The 15,496-nt window shown below is 73.2% G+C and carries 15 protein-coding genes; 8 read left to right on the top strand and 7 right to left on the bottom strand.

From position 1 onward, the window contains the following. Positions 1-48 precede the first annotated feature (48 nt). Both AB0L45_RS31565 and AB0L45_RS31560 read right to left on the bottom strand, forming a co-directional pair. Positions 49-1,089, bottom strand: coding sequence for an LPXTG cell wall anchor domain-containing protein (locus tag AB0L45_RS31565; RefSeq protein WP_365846017.1), 1,041 nt, complete (start codon positions 1,087-1,089; stop codon positions 49-51). 822 nt (positions 1,090-1,911) lie between these two features. After that, positions 1,912-2,265 carry a chorismate mutase gene (locus tag AB0L45_RS31560; protein WP_365846015.1) on the bottom strand — a complete coding sequence of 118 codons (354 nt, stop codon included), beginning with the start codon at positions 2,263-2,265 and terminating at the stop codon, positions 1,912-1,914. A 265-nt stretch (positions 2,266-2,530) separates the two neighbouring features. Between AB0L45_RS31560 and guaA the strand changes: the two genes are divergently transcribed. From guaA to AB0L45_RS31540, 4 genes are all read left to right on the top strand, one after another. Further along, positions 2,531-4,117, top strand: a complete 1,587-nt coding sequence (guaA, locus tag AB0L45_RS31555; protein WP_365846013.1) for a glutamine-hydrolyzing GMP synthase — start codon at positions 2,531-2,533, stop codon at positions 4,115-4,117. Between the two features lie 112 nt (positions 4,118-4,229). Beyond that, the gene (locus AB0L45_RS31550) at positions 4,230-4,826 is read left to right on the top strand and encodes a Uma2 family endonuclease (RefSeq protein WP_365846011.1); all 597 of its coding nucleotides are present in this window, start codon (positions 4,230-4,232) and stop codon (positions 4,824-4,826) included. Positions 4,827-4,979: 153 nt separating this feature from the next. After that, positions 4,980-5,558, top strand: coding sequence for a hypothetical protein (locus AB0L45_RS31545; protein ID WP_365846009.1), 579 nt, complete (start codon positions 4,980-4,982; stop codon positions 5,556-5,558). A 49-nt stretch (positions 5,559-5,607) separates the two neighbouring features. Then, positions 5,608-5,853 carry a hypothetical protein gene (locus tag AB0L45_RS31540; RefSeq protein WP_365846007.1) on the top strand — a complete coding sequence of 82 codons (246 nt, stop codon included), beginning with the start codon at positions 5,608-5,610 and terminating at the stop codon, positions 5,851-5,853. 38 nt (positions 5,854-5,891) lie between these two features. On the opposite strand, the gene AB0L45_RS31535 is transcribed toward AB0L45_RS31540, so the two are convergent. Further along, positions 5,892-6,515, bottom strand: a complete 624-nt coding sequence (locus AB0L45_RS31535; protein WP_365846004.1) for a helix-turn-helix domain-containing protein — start codon at positions 6,513-6,515, stop codon at positions 5,892-5,894. A gap of 102 nt (positions 6,516-6,617) precedes the next feature. Further along, positions 6,618-7,415, bottom strand: coding sequence for a maleylpyruvate isomerase family mycothiol-dependent enzyme (locus AB0L45_RS31530; protein ID WP_365846002.1), 798 nt, complete (start codon positions 7,413-7,415; stop codon positions 6,618-6,620). Positions 7,416-7,735: 320 nt separating this feature from the next. On the opposite strand from AB0L45_RS31530, the gene AB0L45_RS31525 reads away from it, so the two are divergent. From AB0L45_RS31525 to AB0L45_RS31515, 3 genes are all read left to right on the top strand, one after another. Then, the gene (locus tag AB0L45_RS31525; protein ID WP_365846057.1) at positions 7,736-8,545 is read left to right on the top strand and encodes a class II aldolase/adducin family protein; all 810 of its coding nucleotides are present in this window, start codon (positions 7,736-7,738) and stop codon (positions 8,543-8,545) included. Positions 8,546-8,742: 197 nt separating this feature from the next. Continuing rightward, positions 8,743-10,101 (top strand): hypothetical protein, encoded by a 1,359-nt coding sequence (locus tag AB0L45_RS31520; protein ID WP_365846000.1) that lies wholly within the window; start codon positions 8,743-8,745, stop codon positions 10,099-10,101. Between the two features lie 390 nt (positions 10,102-10,491). Next, positions 10,492-10,956, top strand: coding sequence for a DoxX family protein (locus AB0L45_RS31515; RefSeq protein ID WP_365846055.1), 465 nt, complete (start codon positions 10,492-10,494; stop codon positions 10,954-10,956). A 97-nt stretch (positions 10,957-11,053) separates the two neighbouring features. On the opposite strand, the gene AB0L45_RS31510 is transcribed toward AB0L45_RS31515, so the two are convergent. From AB0L45_RS31510 to AB0L45_RS31500, 3 genes are all read right to left on the bottom strand, one after another. After that, a complete protein-coding gene (locus tag AB0L45_RS31510) occupies positions 11,054-11,296 on the bottom strand; it encodes a hypothetical protein (protein WP_365845998.1) in 243 nt (80 codons plus the stop codon). Continuing rightward, on the bottom strand, positions 11,293-12,846 hold the full coding sequence (locus AB0L45_RS31505; protein ID WP_365845996.1) for a PspC domain-containing protein: 1,554 nt from the start codon (positions 12,844-12,846) through the stop codon (positions 11,293-11,295). The genes AB0L45_RS31510 and AB0L45_RS31505 overlap by 4 nt, the downstream gene beginning before the upstream one ends. A gap of 108 nt (positions 12,847-12,954) precedes the next feature. Beyond that, a complete protein-coding gene (locus AB0L45_RS31500; RefSeq protein ID WP_365845994.1) occupies positions 12,955-14,085 on the bottom strand; it encodes a WYL domain-containing protein in 1,131 nt (376 codons plus the stop codon). Between the two features lie 195 nt (positions 14,086-14,280). On the opposite strand from AB0L45_RS31500, the gene AB0L45_RS31495 reads away from it, so the two are divergent. Next, the gene (locus AB0L45_RS31495) at positions 14,281-15,384 is read left to right on the top strand and encodes a winged helix DNA-binding domain-containing protein (RefSeq protein ID WP_365845992.1); all 1,104 of its coding nucleotides are present in this window, start codon (positions 14,281-14,283) and stop codon (positions 15,382-15,384) included. Positions 15,385-15,496: the final 112 nt, after the last annotated feature.

Here is a 15,496-nt window from a genome sequence, read left to right as displayed (position 1 = left end):
CGTACGGGCCGCACCGCGCTCGGTACGGCCCGTACGTCCCCCGTCCCGTCAGGCCGCGTCGGCGCCCTTGCGGCGGCGTACGGCGAACACCGCGCCCGCGCCGACGGCCACCGCCGCCGCACCCGACAGGGCGAGGGCCGGCAGGCCGGAGGACGTGCCGGTCTCGGCGAGCTGCCCGGTGACCGGCAGCCGCGCCTGCTGCTTCTTCCCACCCTGCGGCGCCGGGTGGTTGGGGCGCGTGCCGGGCTTTCCCTGGGAGTCGGGCACGTGGCCCGGCGCGGTGCTGCCGGCGGGCAGGATGTCGAACGGGTAATCAGCGGATTCGGAGAAGCCGCACTTCAGGTCCGCGTTCAGGTACCAGCCCACGCTGACCGCGCCGCCGTAACTGGCGGGCGTCCTGGCATCGGCCTTCAGCCGCAGCCTGGCCTCCGCGTACTCCCCGGGCCGCAGGCCGTCGGCGTCACCGATCGAGGCGAAGTAACCGTCGCCCTCCTCGGGGCCCGCCACCGGCTTCCACCGGCCGGTGGAAGCGTCGAACCATTCGAGGCTCAGATGGCTGGACACATCGTCGCTCGTCTTGTTGTCCAGCGCGAAGACCTGCGCGTACGCCTCCACGGACAGGATGCGTCCGGTGGAGATGTTGGTGGCGCGGTAGGTGAAGTCCACCCAGCCGGACCCGGCGACGATCTTGCTGGGCAGGCCGCGGAGTTCGGCCCTGACCGACCGCTCGCTGGACCAGTCCTCGCACTCCGGGGCGGCGGTGGGCGTGGTGGTCGGGGTGGCCGTGGGCACGCCCGGCCCGGACTCGGTGTTCTTTCCGGGAACCGCCCCCTTGGGCGGCACCGGCGCACCGGTGGTCGTCCCGCCCCCGCCCTGCGGCGGCTTGCTGCTCCCGTCCGGCGCCGGGGTGCCGGAGGGCCCGGTCGCGCCGGACGTCGGCGTCGGTGTGGACGGGGTGGCGGCGGACGCGGTGGCCGTGGGGGTCTGCCCGGGCGGCTCGGCGGCGTACGCGGCGGGTGCCGCCAGCAAGGCGGCGGGGGCTATGGCGGCCGTCGCGGTGACGGCGGCCAGGGCGCGGCGGAGCTTCATCGTGAAGACCTCTCGGGCCGAAGTGCCGTGATCACGGCACCGTTTCGGGACAGGCCGTCGCGGTGGGGCGCGGTGTGGCCGGTGCGATTGCAGATACTGACCGGCTGTGACCGGAAAAGGTTGCACGGCCCGGCGAAGGTCCCCGCCCGCCCATAGCGAAGGGCCCCGGGACGCCACCCGCGAGGGGGGTGCGGGCGGCCGCGGGGCCCTTGGCTTTCGGCGCCGGCGTCAGGGCAGCGTCGGCGCCGAGGGGGCGGCGCCGGGGGGGGGTAGGCGCCGCTGGCTCTCAAGTTGTCCGGGGGCGGGCACCCCCGCGGGTGCGGCGTCCGTCGTGCCGACGCCGGTGGCTCCGGCGCTCGTACGCCGTACGGCGGTCCGGACCGCCGACGGTCACCGTCGCCCGCTCGGGGCACGGCGTGCCGCACGCACTGCCGTGCTTCGGGCACGGTGTGCCGCTTCTGTGCATCGTGCTGGACGCGCCACACCGGACGCAACCGTTTCGACCGGATGCGGTCGGTCCCAGGCGTCCCCGAAACCGACCGCCCCATCGGATGTGGCCGGGCTGCTGTCCCCTGCTGACCGGCCACAACACCGCAGCGAGGTCCCACGACGCGGACCGCTCCAAGTCGGTCGGCGTCTCATCGCTCCGGCGGATCCGCCCACGGGCGGCGTCTACGCGTAGTCCTGCAGACCGCACCTGGCTGGCGTGGCACCCGGAACAACGAAGCCCGGCGGGGGCCGGTCACGGCGCCGTACGGGTGAGTCGGCAGCGGATCTCCGCGCCCACCCCCGTCACCCCCGTGCCCCGACCCGGCCGCCGCCTCAGATCCGCCCCCGGCACAGCTCCAGCAGCGTCATCGCGAGGGCGGTGCCGGGCCGGCCGAGCTGCCTCCGGTAGTGCTCCAGCACCTCCATCTCGCGTGCCAGGTTCACCCGGCGCCCGCCGGAGCCGATGCGCTCGCGCTGGATCACGGCCGAGACGGCCATCCGTTCCTGTACGAGGCCGATGATCCGGCCGTCGAGATCGTCGATCCGCTCCCGGGCGTCCGTGATCACACCGGCCGCCGCCTCGGTACGCGCGCCCGTCTCGGGCTTCACCGCGGCCCGGCCCGTGTCCTTGGCCACAGGAATCGCCACCGGGTCCGTGACCGCCTGGATACCGCTCATGTCCGTCACTCCTACGGATCATGACCCCGCAGCCGCCGTCCGTACCGCCTACGGCCCCGCCACCCGCAGAAAAACCGAGCGCCCCGGGCCTGTACCGGCCCGGGGCGCCTGGGAAGTCGCTCGTCAGTTGATCAAGCAGCACGACCATGGCAGCCGGACGGGCCGGTGCCATAGGTAAAGACGAAGGTCAGCTGCTTGTACATGGCGCTCAGTATGAGCCCGTTAGAATCGAAAGTCCAACCCCTTGCACCACCACCGCCGGAAGGCCGCCGAAGTGCCATCAGCGACACCTGCTGCCGCCCCCGACGTCGTCCTGGTAGTCGACTTCGGCGCGCAGTACGCCCAGCTCATCGCCCGCCGCGTACGCGAGGCCCGGGTCTACAGCGAGATCGTGCCGTCCACCATGCCGGTGGCCGAGATGCTCGCCAAGAACCCCAAGGCGATCATCCTCTCCGGCGGCCCGTCGTCGGTCTACGCCGAGGACGCGCCCAGCCTGGACCGCTCCCTGTTCGAGGCCGGCGTCCCGGTCTTCGGCATGTGCTACGGCTTCCAGCTCATGGCCACCACCCTCGGCGGCACGGTCGACAACACCGGCGCCCGTGAGTACGGCCGCACCGACCTGCACGTCTCCAAGAACGCCTCGACCCTCTTCGAGGGCACCCCGGCCGAGCAGCCGGTGTGGATGTCGCACGGCGACGCCTGCTCCGCCGCGCCCGAAGGCTTCACCGTCACGGCCTCCACCGACATGGTCCCGGTCGCCGCCTTCGAGAACGACGAGAAGAAGCTGTACGGCGTGCAGTACCACCCCGAGGTGATGCACTCCACGCACGGCCAGCAGGTCCTGGAGCACTTCCTCTACCGGGGAGCGGGCATCGAGCCGGTGTGGACCACCACCAACGTCGTCGAGGAGCAGGTCGCGGCCATCCGCGAGCAGGTCGGCAGCGCGCGGGCGATCTGCGGCCTGTCCGGCGGCGTGGACTCCGCGGTGGCCGCCGCCCTCGTCCAGAAGGCCATCGGCGACCAGCTCACCTGCGTGTACGTCGACCACGGCCTGATGCGCAAGGGCGAGACCGAGCAGGTCGAGAAGGACTTCGTGGCCGCCACCGGCGTCCAGCTCAAGGTCGTCGACGCTTCCGAGCGCTTCCTGAAGGCGCTGGCCGGGGTCTCCGACCCGGAGGAGAAGCGGAAGATCATCGGCCGCGAGTTCATCCGGGTCTTCGAGCAGGCCCAGGCGGAGATCGTCGCCGAGTCCGGCGCGGCCGGTGAGCCCGTGAAGTTCCTGGTCCAGGGCACGCTCTACCCGGACATCGTGGAGTCCGGCGGCGGCACCGGCACCGCGAACATCAAGTCCCACCACAACGTGGGCGGCCTCCCCGAGGACCTGGAGTTCGAGCTCGTCGAGCCGCTCCGCCAGCTCTTCAAGGACGAGGTCCGCGCGGTCGGCGCCGAGCTGGGCCTGCCCGACGAGATCGTCCAGCGCCAGCCCTTCCCCGGCCCCGGCCTCGGCATCCGCATCGTCGGCGAGGTCACCAAGGAGCGCCTGGACCTCCTCCGCGAGGCCGACGCGATCGCCCGCGAGGAACTGACCGCGGCCGGCCTGGACCGCGAGATCTGGCAGTGCCCGGTGGTCCTCCTCGCCGACGTCCGCTCCGTCGGCGTCCAGGGCGACGGCCGCTCCTACGGCCACCCGATCGTGCTCCGCCCGGTCTCCTCCGAGGACGCGATGACCGCGGACTGGACCCGTATGCCGTACGACGTCCTGGCCCGCATCTCCACCCGCATCACCAACGAGGTCGCCGACGTCAACCGCGTCGTCCTCGACGTCACCAGCAAGCCCCCGGGCACCATCGAGTGGGAGTGACCCCCTCGTAGGTCCCCACGCAGGTCAACGCCGCAGCCGTCGCTCGTCAGTTTGAGCGGCGGCTGTGGCGTTCCTGGTGGGTACGCTGGCCGTACGGCCCAGAATCCCGTCCATGGGAGGACTCATGACCGCTGAGACCACACACCACTGGCCCGTGCCCCCGCCGGACGGTTACACCGTGGACGACCTGCTGACCCTGCCCGACCTCCCGCCGCATACGGAGTTGCTCGACGGGAGTTTGGTTTTTGTGAGCCCACAGAGGTTTTTCCACAGCGTCGTGATCGATGCGTTGGTCAGCGGGCTGCGACGCACGGCGCCGCCGGAACTGACGGTCGCGCGCGAAATGACCGTGCTGATCGACGAGCGCAACGGCCCCGAGCCGGACATCACGGTGGTGCGAGCCGCGGCGGTGCGTCACTCGGACCAGACACATTTCCAGGTGCGAGACGTTCTGCTCGCCGTCGAAGTCGTTTCTCCCGAATCCGAGGCACGGGACCGCGACACCAAGCCGCACAAATACGCAAACGCGGGCATCCCGCACTTCTGGCGGGTCGAAAAGGCCAGGCGTGGTGGCTACCCCGTCGTGCAGGTCTTCGAGCTGGACAGGGAGACCCGCACCTACCGCTCCGTGGACACCTTCCGGGAGCAGGTGAAGCTGAGCGCCCCCTTCGACGTCGACATCGACCTCACCGAGATCGTCCTCCCGTGAGCGTCACCCCGCGCAAACCCTTGGCAAATGGTGCCTCAAGTCGGTAAATGCGCTTTGCGGGGCGTAGCCGCGAAATGTTGATCTTGTTCGGTACATCTGACGGAGGGCCGCGTGCCCTCCTCCGACGGACTTGAACAGGAAAAACATCACTTCATGCGTATGACGGCACGTCAGCGGACCAGCCTCGCCACGGCACTTGCGGCCGGAGCCGCCCTCCTCGCCGCCGCACCGGACGCCGGCGCGGCCACCGCCTCTTCCGGTCAGACACTGGACCAGGTGCTGGCCCCCTCGGGCAAGACGACCACCTTCGCCCGCGACACCGCGTGGACGTTCTCCAAGCTGAAGGGCGACCACCACCTCGCCGCAGGCAAGGACGGCAGCGTGTCCATCGAGGACGGCAAGGGCGAGAAGCTCCTCACCATGACGCCGCGGCCGGTCCAGGACCTGGACGGGCACCTGCACAAGGTGACCTGGACGGTGAAGGGCAACACCCTGCACCAGCACGTCGACACCCCCAACGCCACGGTCAAGGGCGTGCTGGCGCCCGAGATCACGACGCGCGGGTTCTGGGACTGGGCCAAGTGCCTCGGTAAGAAGAGCCTGGACACGGCCGAGCTCGGCGGCGTCGCCGGCTGCGTGGCCGATCTGGAGACCGGCTGCGCCCCCGGAGCGGCCGTGGGCGGCTTCGGCGGCGCCGTGGCCGGGGCGGTCCAGGGCGCTCACAAGTGCTGACCGTCCCGGCGGAAGGCAGGCTGTGGAGGCGTACCGAGGGAGTGGCGTGATGAAGCGGAACGAACCGCGCCCGCCGGACCACCGGGTGTTCTTCGCGGGCACGGTCGCCGTGGCCATCTGTGTGGGCACGGGCGTGATGGCGTCCCTGTCCGGATGGTGGTCGGCCGTGGCGGGGGTCGGTGCCGCTGCCGTGGTGGCGCTGGTGGGCCGGCTGTGGCTCCGGCAGGCCGATCTGCGGTACCGGACGGCACGCGTCCTTGCGGAGGGCCGCGACCAGGAGGAGCGGCCGGAGTAGCGGGACGGCCGGCGGGGCGGGACGACTGGAGGAGCGGGCTATCGCGGCTCCGCCCCGTAGCGGAGCCCGTCGACGAGGAGGGTGACCATGCTCTGAGCGGGGCTGTTGCCGTTCTCCTCGGCGGGCTGGGTCAGGTTGGCCACGGCGCGCAGCAGGTCTTCGGGGTCCAGTTCCAGGTCGGAGCGGAGGTGCCCGGCGCTCGCCGCGGTGTCGAGGAGGGTGCTGAGGACGGGCACGAAGCGCTGCTGGAAGTAGGCGGGCAGGCTGTCGAAGGCCGGGTCGCCCGAGTGCAGCGCGCTGCTGAGGCCGCGCTTCGTGGCGATGAAGGCGGCGAAGCGCTGGAGCCAGCGGGCGAGCGCGTCGACCGGTTCGTACCGCTCCATGAGGGCGGGCGCGGCGTCGGCGCAGGCATCGACCTCGTGGCGGAAGACCGCGGCGATCAGGTCCGCGCGCTGCGGGAAGTGGCGGTAGAGGGTGCCGGCGCCCACGCCCGCCTTGGCGGTGATCTGCCGTACGGGGGCGTCGACCCCGGCGGTGGCGAAGACTTCCGCGGCCGCGGTGAGCAGGGCGTCGGTGCTGCGCTGGGCATCGGCGCGCACGCGCTTGCCGGGGCGCTCGTCCGTGCTGCCCGCGCCGGTCTGCTGCTGCGTGCCCTTGCTCACGGTCCTCCTCCGCCCATGGAACGCCGTTCCGCTTACGTCGTCGTCAGCGTAACGCGCGGCGTCCGGCACCGGCCACGGCCGGCGTGCCCGGGGCCACTCGGCTCACTGGAGCCAGAACCGCGTCCGCTCCAGCCACACGTCGAGCAGCTGCCGGTCCCCGATCGTCTCCACGCCGTCCGCGACGGCGGGCCGTCCGTACAGGAAGAGCACCAGGTCGGTGACGGTGCCGCGGACGGCGACCGCGGCCTTCTCGTGGGTGGGGCGCCAGACGGGGGCCTCGCCGGTGAGGTCCACGAACCACTCCGCTTCCGTGTCCGTGGCGTGGAAGTGCAGCGTGCGGCCGGGCCCGAGCAGGACGGGCGCGCCGGGCTGCTCCTCGGCGATCTCCTCGACCGCGTGGAACCCCATCCACTCGTCGAGCGCGTCGCGCGCCACGTCCGCGTCCAGGACGTACTCCCGGCCGGCTGCCAGCGCGGCGTCGGCCCGGTGGAGGGCGGTTTCGTGCGTCATGCGGCGGGCCCAGAAGACGGGCGTCCCACCGGGGGCGACGGTCCATACGGGGACGTCGGGTCCGGCGGCGCGCAGGGTGTCCGACAGCCGGGTGGCGCCCTCGGCGAGCAGGGCGTCCAGGGCTGCCGGGTCCTCACCGGCGAGCTTCGGCGTCTCGTTGACCAGTTCGTCGGAGACGGGCTCCGTCGAGCGGGTGCCGACGATCGTCTCGACCCAGCGGTGCGCGCCGTTGACGTGCCGGATGAGCTGGCCGAGGTCCCAGCCGGGGCAGGACGGCACGGTGGCCGCCGGATCCGTGCCCTTGACGGTGTCCCGCAGCAGGTCGGCCTGGCGGACGATCTCGGCGCAGTAGCGGTCGTAGCTCAGGGGAGTACCGGTCGTGGCAGCCATGGGGGCACGGTAATGGCCCGGGCGCCGCTTCCGTAGTGATTTTCGGCGCCGGGCCGGGAGCTGTCCTGCCCGTCCGCCGCGGCCGCCTGGGGCACCGCGGCGGGCGTGCGTCGGCGAGGATGGCGCCGTACCCCTGTTCACCCCCGCTACCGGCAGGTAGCTTCCGCTGCGAGCCGTACGTGCGTAAGGAGGAAGCCGCCATGCCCGACCCCACGCCGAACACCCCGCCCGCGCCGAATATCCCGCCCATGCCGAACACCCCGCCCGCGCCGAACACCGCGCCCATGCCGAACACCCCGCCCGCGCCGAACACCGCGCCCATGCCGGACACCCCACCCGCGCCCAACCCCCCGCCCGCCCCGGTCCCCACCGACCAGCTGCACTTCGCCCTGCCGCCCCAGCACGCGACCGTCGAGGAGGAGCGCCGCCACCGCAAGGAGCGCCTCGCGGCGGCGCTGCGGCTCTTCGGCCGGTTCGGGTTCGAGGAGGGGGTGGCGGGCCACATCACCGCCCGCGACCCGGAGTTCACCGACTGCTTCTGGGTGAATCCGTTCGGCATGTCGTTCAAGCACATCACGGTCGGCGACCTGATCCTGGTCAACCACGAGGGCAAGGTCGTCGAGGGCCGCCACCACGTCAACCAGGCGGCGTTCGCGATCCACGCGCAGGTCCACCGGGCCCGCCCGGACGTCGTCGCCGCCGCGCACAGCCACTCGGTGTACGGCCGTGCCCTGTCCACGCTCGGCGAGCTGCTGGACCCGATCACCCAGGACGTGTGCGCGTTCTACGAGGACCATGCCCTGTTCGACGATTACACGGGCGTCGTGGTGGACGAGGAGGAGGGGCGGCGGATCGCGCTCGCGCTCGGGCCGCACAAGGCCGTGATCCTGCGCAACCACGGCCTGTTGACGGTGGGGGACTCGGTCGACGCGGCGGCCTGGTGGTTCATCACGATGGAACGTTCCTGCCAGGTGCAGCTGACCGCGCGGGCCGCCGGCAAGCCCGTACTGATCGACCACGAGAACGCCGTGCACACACGGGAACAGCTCGGCAACGACCTGGTGGCGTGGATCAACTACCAGCCGCTGTACCAGCAGATCATCCGCAGCGAACCGGACCTGCTGGGCTGAACGGCACCTGCCGGGCCGACCGGCTCCGCCGCCCCGTACGGCCCGGCGTCAACAAGCCGGGCCGCCCGTCACCGCCCCACATCCCCCGTCACCGCCCGTAAAGCCGCCCGCCCGGCTTTTCGCCCTCCCCACTTACGGCACAATTCCCTCGCAGTACGGTGAAGTTGGCGACGACTGGTGGCTGGGGCGGAGCGGACGTGTCGGTGGAGACGGCGGGCGGGACGACGGGGGCGTCCGGATCGCCCGGAGGAGCTGAGGATTACGCGGCGGCCGGGGTACCCGGCAGCCCGGGGTCCGGAGCGGGCGGTTACGGCGGCGGCGACGGCGGTGACTGCACCTGCGGCCAGTGCCCGCGCGGCGCCCGCGAGGGGCACCGCAGGGCGGTCGCCGCGTTCGTGGCGCTGCGCGAAGAGTACGCCGCGGGCCGTGGCGTACCGGCCGCGCTGGCCCACTCGGCGGGCGCGGCGCGGCAGTGGGTCTCGGACGAACTGGCGCTGTCGGCCCGTACGGTCGCCGAGCGCGCCGCCGCCGAGGGCACGGCCTGGCTGGACGCGGTGTGGCGGCGCACGCTGCTGGTGCTGTGGACCGGCATCGGCGTGCTGGTGCTCGTACAGGCGCTCACCGCGATCGGTACGGGCTGGACGGCACCGCGTACGGCGGGGCTGGTGGCGGCGACGGTCGTGGCGCTCGCCCTGACCGGCGCGGGGTGGCGCCACCGGGCGCGCGGCGGCCTGCTGGCGCCCCTGATCGGCGAGGACAACCGGCTCTCGACCTCGCGCACGGTGGCGGCCGGCTGGCTGCTGCTGGTGGCGTACGCCGTCCTCGTGCAGGCCGTCCACCTGGCCGTGGTGACGGACGCGGACGCCCGCCAGGTGCTCGTGGACGGCCTCGAACTGCCGCGCGGCGCCGGGCTGCTGACCGTACTGACGGTCATCTGCGCGGTCGCCGTCCTGGTCCGCCGGGTCGTCGCCGTACGCATCCAGGGCCGCCGCCTGCAGAAGGTACGCGCGGAACGCCCGCGCGCCGCCGACCTGCTCACGGACGACGCGGGGCGCGGCAGCCTCACCGACACCCAGTTCCTGCTGCTGAACGTGGCCGCCCTGTCCTTCGCCCTGGTCCGGCTGGCCCGCGACCCGTCCCGGCTGCCGGACCTGCCGTGGGCGTTCGTCGCCGTCGTGGTGGTCGGCTCGGTCATGTACCTGGCGGGCAAGTACGCGGAAGGCGGGCGTCCGGTCGTCCTGTCGGTCGTCCGGGCCCGGGAACCGGGTGACCTGGCCGCGCCCATCCGCACCGGCGACGACATCGAGATCCGCGGCACCGGCTTCGTACCACCGGGCGCACAGGGCGCGGACGCGCTGGCCCGTACGGTCGTACGGATCGGGACGGTGCACGCGCACGTACCGCTGGTGCCGGTCGCCGGCGGCTTCGGCAACCCGACGGACGGCGTACTGACCGTGCCCGTCCCGGCGGACGTCGAACCGGGCCGGGTGGAGGTCCGGGTCGTCACGGCGGCGGGCGTGGAGACCAACGCTTACACGATCGACGTACAGGACTGACTGACGTGCGGGGCCGGTCGACGGATGGGACTGAGTGACGGACGGGACTGGCCGTCGTACGGGACTGACTGACGGACGGGACTGACGTACGGGACTGGTCGTCGTATGGGACCGATCGTCGTACGGGACTGACCGACGTACGGGATCGATCGTCGTACGGGACTGGCCGACGTACGGGACTGACCGTCGTCCAGGCCCGACGCCCGCGCGAGGACTGAACGCCGGGTACGCGCGCGCCCGTACCCCTGGTGGAACACCCGGCCGCGGACACCCCACCGTCCGCGTCGGGCGGCGACGGAGAGGCGGGACGCCATGTCTCACGCGGATCGTGCGGTCGGCAGCGGCCTGGGCGGGGCCGGTGCGGGCAGGGGAGGCGGGCCGCGCGCGACGATGGCGCGGTACGCACTGCTGCCGCTGCGGATCTTCCTCGGCGTGACCTTCGTCTACGCGGGCCTGGACAAGCTGACCGACTCCGCCTTCCTCACCTCCACCGGCACCGGCTCGGTCGGCGAACTGATGCGGCAGGTACGGGACACCTCGGCCGTGCCCGCGCTGGTGGACCTGGCTCTGAAGAACCCGGCGGGCTTCGGCTACGCCATCGCCGCGGGGGAGCTGGCCGTCGGCCTCGGCACGCTCGCCGGCCTGTTCACGCGGGTCGCCGCGCTCGGCGGCGCGCTGATCTCGCTGAGCCTGTGGCTCACCATGAGCTGGTCGACCCAGCCGTACTACTACGGCAACGACCTCGCCTACCTGATGGCGTGGCTGCCGCTGGTACTGGCCGGGGCTCCGATGCTGTCCCTGGACGCGGCCCTGGCGGCGCGACGCAGCAGGCAGGGGCGGCAGTTGTTCGGGTGAGGGTGAGCGGCCACAGCAGGACGTCGAAGCCCTCCGCCTCCCCTGGTGCCCCTGAGGCCCCAGCCTCGACCCGGGCTCCCGGTCACGGCTGTCCCGGTCACGGCTGTCCCGGTGACGGCTGTCTCGGTGACGACTGTCCCGGTGACGAACGCCGACGCCGTACCGCCGACCAGACGGCCGCCGTGATCCCGGACAGGCACAGGCCCGCCGGTACGGCCAGTACCGGCAGCGCGCCGGGGAGTTCCCAGGCCCTGGCTGCCTCGCCCACGTAGGCGCCGCCCACGCCCAGCGCGGTCAGGCCGGTGAGGAGCCGGGCGGGCTCGAACGCGTGACGCTTCACTGCTCTGCTCCCGTCTGCGGTGCGGCCCGCTCCACCGCCACCTGCCCCGCGCCCACCTTGAGGTCGAGGTCCAGCGTGCCGTGCGGCTTCTCGCCCTTCTTCAGGCCCGTCGCGGGCAGGGTGATGGTCTGGTCCTGGTCGGCCGCGAGGTGGAAGTCCTCCGGCGTCTCGCCCGGCAGCCGCACGTCGCCGAGGCCCACGTCGACGTGCAGCCGTGTGGTGACGCCGTCGGGCACGGTGACGCTGAGCTGTCCGGCGCCGACGGTGGCGCTGGTCCGTACGGTCTGCCCGTTCTTGAACGGTACGTTGCTCAGGTCCAGCTCGCCCCGCCCGGCGCCGAGTTCGTAACTCGGCTGTACGGAGGCGGTGTCCATCGGGAGCCAGACGCGGTTGCGCCAGTCGGCGTCGATGTCGTCCGGCAGCACCGCGGCGCCCGCCAGCAGCACGGACGTCAGGACGACCATGAAGACCGTGCCGCCGCCGGTCCGTCCGAACCACGCGCTCAGGACGAGCCCGAGGCCGAACACGACGAGCGCGGCGGAGAACCCGGCGACCAAGGCGGTGTTGAGCGGATACTCGGCCCTGGCGACCGCGCCCGCCCCCAGGCCCGCGACCAGCGCCAGCAGGAACGTCCAGCCGCCGATCGGCCGGCCCCCCCGCCGGCGCCTGGCCGGCGTGCCGGTCCGCGGCTCTCCAGGCGCCCCGGCCCACGCGCTCGCGCCGGACTTCCACTCCGCCGCACCGGCCGTCCCGTGTGCGGGGTACGCCTGCTCGTGCCCGTACGGAGTGTCGCTCGGTCCCCAGAGGTAGCCCATGCCGGCCGTCCCTTCCTTGGAGAGCGGATCCCGCCACCAGGACGGGGTGTTCCGTGTGGGCGGCGCCGTCGTCTCGGGCGGTGCTGCGTCCACGACGGCCTGCGCGGCGGCCGGGTCGGTGGCGCCGGTCCCGTCCGTCCCCGCCGCGCGGCGCTGCCGCGACCAGTACGCCGAACCGCCCACCGCCAGCGCGAGCATGAGGGTGAAGGTCAGCACACCGCGGTTGGCGAGCGAGGTCAGGAAGAAACCGCAGCCCACCAGCGCGAACAGCAGCGCGGTCAGCGCCGTGCCCTCGACCCGGCCCGAGAGCAGCTTGCGGCCCTCGTTCTCGTCGTCACCGTCCTGCGGGATCAGCAGCCAGGCGAAGCCGTACGCGATGAGGCCGATGCCGCCGGAGGCCGCCAGCACGGCCAGCACGATCCGGAAGATCACCGGGTCCAGCCCCCAGTGCCGGCCGAGCCCCCCGCACACGCCCGCGATCACCTTGTGCCGTCGGCTGCGGCGCAGCAGAGCCTGCGGAGCCGGGCGGCCCGGCGCGGCACCGGGCGGCGGGGTGCCGATGGGGCCGCCGGTGGGGCCAGTGGGGCCGGTGGGGCCGCCGGTGGCTCCGGGAGTGCCGGGCGCGGCTCCTGCGGAACCGGATGCGGCTCCTGCGGAACCGGGCGAGGCTCCTGCGGAACGGGGCGCGGCTCCCGTAGGGCCCGGCGTCTCCTCGGCGGGCGCAGCATCGTTCATGCGCCCATGGTGGCAAGCGGGACCGGCAGGCGGCATCCGTGGGAACCCTGGTTGGTCCCTGAGATCGCCCTGGTGTACCGGGGAACCCGCCCCCGGAACACAACACACTCACGTCCGGTGACCGGACGCGCCTGCCGCGGCATCGGCGTAGCGCCGGGCCAGGCGCGCGCACGCCGCCTTCAGCTCGTCCGGCCCCACGATCTCCATGTCCACGTCGAACCTGCCGAGCGCGGCGGCCAGCGCGGGCCACGACCAGGACCCCAGTACGAGCCGGCAGCGGTCCGGACCGACCTCCTCCACCACGCCGTCACAGGTGTACCGGGCCACGGCATCCGCGGGCATCGCGAGGATCGCCTCTCCCTGGCAGGGCCACCCGCCCACCCCGTCGGAACCCTGGAACTTGCTCAGGACGAAGGCGCCGACATCCCCTCCGGGCACCTCGCGCGGGGTGAACCGCGGCCCGGCAGGGGTGCGCGGCGCGATCCGGTCCGCCCGGAACGTACGCCAGTCCGCGCGGTCGAGGTCCCAGGCGACGAGGTACCAGCGGCCCTTCCAGGTCACGAGGTGATGCGGCTCCACCCGGCGCGGCGGCACGGGCCCGGCCGCCTCCGGGACGGTCGCTAACCCGTCCGGCGCGGTTCCTGATCCGTCCGGCGCGGTTCCTGATCCGTTCAGCGCGGTTCCTGATCCGCCCGGCACGGCCCCCGATCCGCCTGGCACGGCCCCCGATCCGCCCGGCGGCGACACCGGTGCGTATACGTAGTCGAAGCGCAGCACCTCGCGCGCGTGGACGGCCGCGCCGAGTGCCATCAGCACGCCGCTGCCGACCGGCGGATTCGGCCGGGCGACCGGCCGTTCGACGGTGGTGACCTGGAGGGAGTCGATCCGGCGCCGCAGCCGTGCGGGCATCACCTGCCGCACGGTGTGCAGGGCCCGCGCCGCGGCGTCCTCGACGCCGGCGCCGTTGGCGGTGGCGATCCGGAGGGCGACGGCGAGGGCGACGGCCTGTTCGTCGTCGAACAGCAGCGGGGGCAGTTCCGACCCGGCGTCGAGCCGGTAGCCGCCGTCGGGCCCTTTGGTCGAGGCGATCGGGTAGCCGAGTTCGCGCAGGCGGTCCACGTCGCGGCGTACGGTGCGCGGGCTGACGTCCAGCCGTTCGGCCAGCAGCGCCCCCGGCCAGTCCCGGCGTGCCTGGAGCAAGGAGAGCAAGGACAGCAGTCGCGCCGATGTCTTCTGCATGCCTGCCATCCTGCCGCCCGTAGAGGACACAACTTGTCCTCTATCTCCGGCAACGTAGGGCCCGCCACCACGGCCCCCCCACACCGGGCCCGCCACCACGGCCCCCACACCGGGCCCGCGACCACGGCCCCCCACCGGGCCCGCCACCACGGCCGACACCTCAAGGAAGCAACGGCCGACACCTCAAGGAAGCAGATGACCGTTCTCACCACCCGGGCGCTCAACCGCGCCACCCTCGCCCGGCAGTTGCTCCTCGACCGCGCGGACCTGTCCGCGCTGGACGCGGTGGCGCACCTGTGCGGCCTCCAGGCGCAGGAGCCGCAGGAACCGTTCATCGGCCTGTGGTCACGGCTGTCCGCGTTCGTCCCCGCGCAGCTCTCGGACCTGCTGACCGGACGGCACGTCGTACGCACCCACCTCATGCGCCGCACCGTCCACCTCGTCACCGCCGCCGACGCCCTGGCCTGGCGCGGCCGCCACGACGCGATGCTCCGCCAGCGCGTCCTCGGTACCTACCGCCGCGAACTCGAAGGCGTGGACCTCGACGCACTGGCCGCCGCGGGCCGCGCGGTCATGGCCGACGGCGAGCCCCGTTCGATGCCCGAGCTGGCCCGGGCCGTCGCCGGACGCTGGCCCGAGGCGGGGACGCGGCCGCTGGGGGAGATGCTGGTCGCCGCGCTCATCCCGATGGTGCAGCTGCCGCCGCGCGGCCTGTGGCGTACGAAGGCAGGCGTACGGAACGTTCCGCTCGCCTCCTGGCTGGGCCGCGACATCTCCGCCCCGACGGGCGACGGCACCGACCCCGTAGGCCAGTCCCTGGTCCGCCGCTACCTGGCCGCCTTCGGCCCCGCCGCCTCCGCCGACCTGCGCGCCTGGTGCGGCCTCGCCGGGCTGCCGCGCGCGGTCGCCGCCGTACGCGAGGAACTGGTCACCTTCCGGGACGAGCGCGGCCGGGAGCTCCTGGACCTGCCCGGCGCGCCGCGCCCCGACCCCGACACGCCCGCCCCGGTGCGGTTCCTGCCCGCGTTCGACAACGCGATCCTCGGTTACCAGGACCGTGGCCGGATCATCGACGACGCCCACCGCGGCCTGTCCGTCGCCGGTGCCCGCGTCGTCCTGGTGGACGGCCGGGTCGCCGCGACCTGGACGACCACCGAGGACGGCACCGTGACGGTCGCTCCGCTGCGCCGCTTCACCCGGGACGAGCGCACCGCGGTCACCGGGGAGGGGGAGGCGGTGGCGGCGTTCCTCTCCGACGGCGGCAGCCGGCGCGCGAAGATCGATTCGGCGGCCGGCTGAGCGACGGATTCCGTACACGTGTCCGATGATCGCGCCCCGCCCCTCTGGCGCAGGCCGCCGGGCGACTATCGTTGCGCCGGACACGTGTACGGGGGGAACCGAAGGGGCGCGG

The organism is Streptomyces sp. NPDC052496 (genome assembly GCF_040679095.1).
Classification (GTDB): domain Bacteria; phylum Actinomycetota; class Actinomycetes; order Streptomycetales; family Streptomycetaceae; genus Streptomyces.
This window is presented reverse-complemented; position numbering and strand designations above follow the sequence as displayed.

Coding starts and splice junctions, on each gene's coding strand:
- AB0L45_RS31565 (WP_365846017.1), bottom strand. CDS start 1,089: ATGAAGCTCCGCCGCGCCCTGGCCGCCGTCACCGCGACGGCCGCCATA.
- AB0L45_RS31550 (WP_365846011.1), top strand. CDS start 4,230: ATGGGAGGACTCATGACCGCTGAGACCACACACCACTGGCCCGTGCCC.
- AB0L45_RS31545 (WP_365846009.1), top strand. CDS start 4,980: ATGCGTATGACGGCACGTCAGCGGACCAGCCTCGCCACGGCACTTGCG.
- AB0L45_RS31540 (WP_365846007.1), top strand. CDS start 5,608: ATGAAGCGGAACGAACCGCGCCCGCCGGACCACCGGGTGTTCTTCGCG.
- AB0L45_RS31530 (WP_365846002.1), bottom strand. CDS start 7,415: ATGGCTGCCACGACCGGTACTCCCCTGAGCTACGACCGCTACTGCGCC.
- AB0L45_RS31525 (WP_365846057.1), top strand. CDS start 7,736: ATGCCGGACACCCCACCCGCGCCCAACCCCCCGCCCGCCCCGGTCCCC.
- AB0L45_RS31515 (WP_365846055.1), top strand. CDS start 10,492: ATGGCGCGGTACGCACTGCTGCCGCTGCGGATCTTCCTCGGCGTGACC.
- AB0L45_RS31505 (WP_365845996.1), bottom strand. CDS start 12,846: ATGAACGATGCTGCGCCCGCCGAGGAGACGCCGGGCCCTACGGGAGCC.
- AB0L45_RS31500 (WP_365845994.1), bottom strand. CDS start 14,085: ATGCAGAAGACATCGGCGCGACTGCTGTCCTTGCTCTCCTTGCTCCAG.
- AB0L45_RS31495 (WP_365845992.1), top strand. CDS start 14,281: ATGACCGTTCTCACCACCCGGGCGCTCAACCGCGCCACCCTCGCCCGG.